Here is a 3,711-nt window from a genome sequence, read left to right as displayed (position 1 = left end):
GCCGCCGTCGGTGTGTCTGCGGACGATGGCGGCGATGACGGCGAACAGCTCGGCCGACAATTCCTTACAGGGAATCGCGGACGTTCAGCCGCCCCGTGTGCAGGTAGCCGGCTCGCTCGCCCTCGCCGATGAACGCGACCGCCGCATGCACTCCGCCCCTGGCCTGCGCGAACACGAACGTGTCCGCGCGCAGCCTGGCCAGCTCGAAGGTCTGCGGCTCGCCGAGCTCCGCCATCGCGCCGAGCGGCGTGACGGTCACCCACAGCCGGCCCTCGGGGTCGCCCGTCACCTCCCACGCCGTCACGTCCGAGACGTAGCGCCCGGCATAGCGATCGACGTCGAACGGGAGCGGTGGGGTGGGCGGCGACACGGGAGGGGGCGCGCTGACCCCGGCCAGGCGGCCGAGCACGGGCGTGAGCAGCTCGGCCACCAGCGGGTCGGGGTCGCCGCCGTTGGTCAGCAGCACCGCGGCCACCCCCGCCTCCGGCACGAGCTTCAGCGTCGCGGCCTGACCCGGCGTGGAGCCGTCGTGCCCGACGACCGTGCCGCCCGCCCACTCCTGCAGCTCCCAGCCGAGCCCCCAGCTTGCGGGCCTGCCGAGGTCGGGAAGGGCGACCTGCGGCTCCCGCATCATCCTGGCCAGCGGCGCGGGCAGCATCCCCGCGCCGTCGGCCAGGTGCGCGCGGGCGAAGGCCAGCAGGTCGCCGGCGCTCATCGCCAGGCTGGCCCCCGCCGGGTCGTTCGAGCGCATCAACGACCAGGTCGAGACCGGCTCGCCGTGGGCGTGCCCGACGGCCGTGCCGTACAGGATGGCCTCGTCGGCACTGGTGGCGGTGTGCGTCAGACCCAGCGGGCCGATCAGGTGCGCGCGCAGCGCCTGGTTGTACGGCAGGCCGCACATGACCTCGACGACGCGCCCGAGGATGACGTATCCGGCGTTGTTGTAGGACCAGATCGCGCCGGGCGGCGACAGCTGCGGCACCTTGCCGAGCAGCGCGACCAGCTTCTGGATCGCGTCGTCACCCCTTCCGGTGTCGACGAAGACGTCGCCCTCGAACCCGCCGGTGTGCGCGAGCAACTGCCGGATCGTCACCGGCTCGGGCAGCGTGAGCTCGGGCAGCACCGACTGCGCGCTCTGGTCGAGGTCGAGCCGCCCCTCGCCGACGAGCTGGAGCACCAGCGTCGCCGTCCAGGCCTTGGCGACCGAGCCGATCTGGAACAGCGAGCCGGTCGTGACGGGCTGGCCGGTGCGGGTGTTGAGCACCCCGGTCGCGGCCATGGCCACCTCGTCGCCGGCGGCGAACGCGAGGACCGCACCGGTTATGCCGTGCGCGCCGGCCAGCGCGTCGAGATCGTTCTGCAGGTCAGGGAGGTCGAGGCTCATGCGGCGGCTCCGAACGTAGGGTCGATGCGGTATCCGGCCGGCGGCTCCGCGCCGATCAGATGGCGGGTGAGGAAGTCCCACTGGCGGCGCAGCACGTGTGCTTCGGCGTGCAGGTAGCTGTGGGCGGCGTTGGGGACCATGAGCATCTCGAAGTCGGCGTCGGCCTCGACCAGCGCGTTGACCAGGCGCAGCGACAGGCCGGGATGGCAGTTGTCGTCCATCTCGCCGAAGATGATCAGCAGCTTGCCGGCGAGCCTGCCGGCGTGCGGCAGCATCGAGCCGGCGGCGTAGTCCTGCGGCGGCGGCCCCTGGTAGGTCTCGCCCCAGATCGCGTAGTAGCCGTCGTGCTCGTAGTCGCCCGCCGAGGCCACCCCCACGCGGAAGAAGCCGGGATGGGTCAGCATCGCCCTGGCCGTCGCAGCGCCGCCGCCGGAGTGCCCGATGACCCCCACCCGCTCCAGGTCGAGGTAGGGCCGCTCGGCGGCCAGCTGGGTGATCGCCGCCACGTGGTCCTCCAACCCCGCCGACACCGCGGGGTCGCCGTAGGAGACGTCCTGGAAGGCTTTCCCCCGGTACGGCGTGCCGCGCCCGTCGAGCACCACGACCGCCATGCCGAGCGCGGCCAGCGAGGGTGCGCCGCCCGCGGGATCGAGCAGCCAGGGGTCGAGCGTGTACCCGCGCAGGGTGGTGCGGAGCTGCCGGGCGATCTGCGGCCCGTTGTAGATCGAGTCGAGGATGGGGTACCGCCTGCCCGGGTCGAAGTCGCCGGGCAGGAACAGCAGGCCGTGGACGTCGGTGACGCCGTCGGCGGCCTTGGCGGTGAAGCGCTCGGGCGCCCGCCATCCGGCCTTCTCCAGCAGGGTCAGGTCGGCCCGCTCCAGCTCCATGACGACCGCTCCCGTCGCGTCGCGCAGCACGGTGACGCTCGGCGTGCCGGGCGTGGCGTAGGTGTCGACCAGCCAACGCCCGTCGGAGGAGACGTGCACGTGGTGGTCGCCGTCCTCGGGGGTGAGCACGGTGACCCCGCCGCCGTCGAGGTCGGCCCGGCACAGACGGCGGTCGTAGGGGTTCGAGCCGTGCCCGCCCGACAGGAACAGCACCTGCCTGGCCGTCCAGTCGACCTGGAGCAGCTCGCGGACGAGCCACTCGCCGGCGGTGACGGCGTTGCCGAGCTCGCCGCCCCTGTACAGGTAGAGGTGGCCCCAGCCCGAGCGGTCGGAGTACCACAGCACCTCGTCGCCGCGGGTGCGCACGAGCGGCGGCTCGACGATCGTCGGGGCGGTGTACATCACCGTCTCGGCGTGCTCCTCCTGGACGATCTCCGCCCGACCCGTCCTGGCGTCGACGCGGTAGAGCACGGCGCCCCGGTGGCCGCGCGTGCCGTACAGCATCCACAGCGTGTCGTCGTCCTCCCACCAGATCCGGCCCAGGTTGAGCGGGGCGTCGTGGGTGAAGGCCAGCGGCTCGACGGCGACGTCGACCCGCTCGCCCGTCTCCGCGTCGAAGATCGCGTGCGTGAAGGTCGGCAGCGGGTCGCCGGGCATCTCGTAGTGCATCGTGTGCGCCAGCGGCCGGCCGCCCCCGGGAGGGCACGACTGCGTGATCGTCAGCGTGGGCACGTGCCGCTGGTCGACGCGGTGGGTGATGAACCTGCGGCCGTCGGGCGCCCACGCCAGCAGCGGGGGTGTGGTCATCCCCTGCTGGGTGGCGACGATCGGCAGCCGGTTCTGGTCGCTCGGCAGGCCGTAGGCGTGTCCCGGTTCGCCGTCGTGGGTGAGGGGGGCGCCGTTCACCAGGAGGTCGCCGGCCTCGCCGGTGACCGTGAAGCGGCCGTCGGGCGAGGTCTGGGCGCCGGTGAGCTCGGGCGGGAGGGCCGGCTCGGCCGCCGGAGGGGTCGCCGGGCCCTCCACCCGCTCCTTCCGCTCCGGGAAGATCCGGACCTGGCGCGGGCCTTCGGACGTGCCGACCAGATACCAGAAGGAGTCCTCCTCCCAGACGGGCGTCACGGCCGAGCGGTGCACCAGCTTCGCCTCCTGCGAGACGTGCAGCGCCTCGGCGCGGCGATAGGCGTCGATCATGTGGTCTCTCCGATCGCGTGGTCGATGAGGGCGTCGAGATCGCCCATGAGGGTCTTGCGGATGGTCGCGATGAACCACGACCCGAGGGCCGCGGGGACGAGCAGCAACAGCAGCGCGCCGCGCAGGTCGAGGAAGGCAGTGGCCAGGGCCAGCAGCCCCGCGCCCGCTCCGGCGAGATGTAGAGGGACGCCTCCTCCCCGGCGGGGCCGGTGGGGTCGGCGAGGTGGGCCACGCCGAAACCGATCACCC

Annotated in this window: 3 protein-coding genes; all 3 read right to left on the bottom strand. The window is 73.1% G+C overall.

The window, feature by feature from the left end; genetic code table 11:
• Positions 1-64: 64 nt before the first annotated feature.
• A complete protein-coding gene (locus tag ACWDS7_RS47295) occupies positions 65-1,384 on the bottom strand; it encodes a serine hydrolase domain-containing protein (protein ID WP_451934649.1) in 1,320 nt (439 codons plus the stop codon).
• Positions 1,381-3,462, bottom strand: a complete 2,082-nt coding sequence (locus ACWDS7_RS47290) for a DPP IV N-terminal domain-containing protein (RefSeq protein ID WP_451934648.1) — start codon at positions 3,460-3,462, stop codon at positions 1,381-1,383. Before ACWDS7_RS47290 ends, ACWDS7_RS47295 begins: the two co-directional genes overlap by 4 nt.
• A partial coding sequence (locus tag ACWDS7_RS47285; protein ID WP_451934647.1) for a hypothetical protein occupies positions 3,459-3,711 on the bottom strand: 253 nt, incomplete at its 5' end. The genes ACWDS7_RS47290 and ACWDS7_RS47285, both read right to left, overlap by 4 nt.

The sequence above is a fragment of the Streptosporangium sp. NPDC003464 genome (genome assembly GCF_053588315.1).
This window is presented reverse-complemented; position numbering and strand designations above follow the sequence as displayed.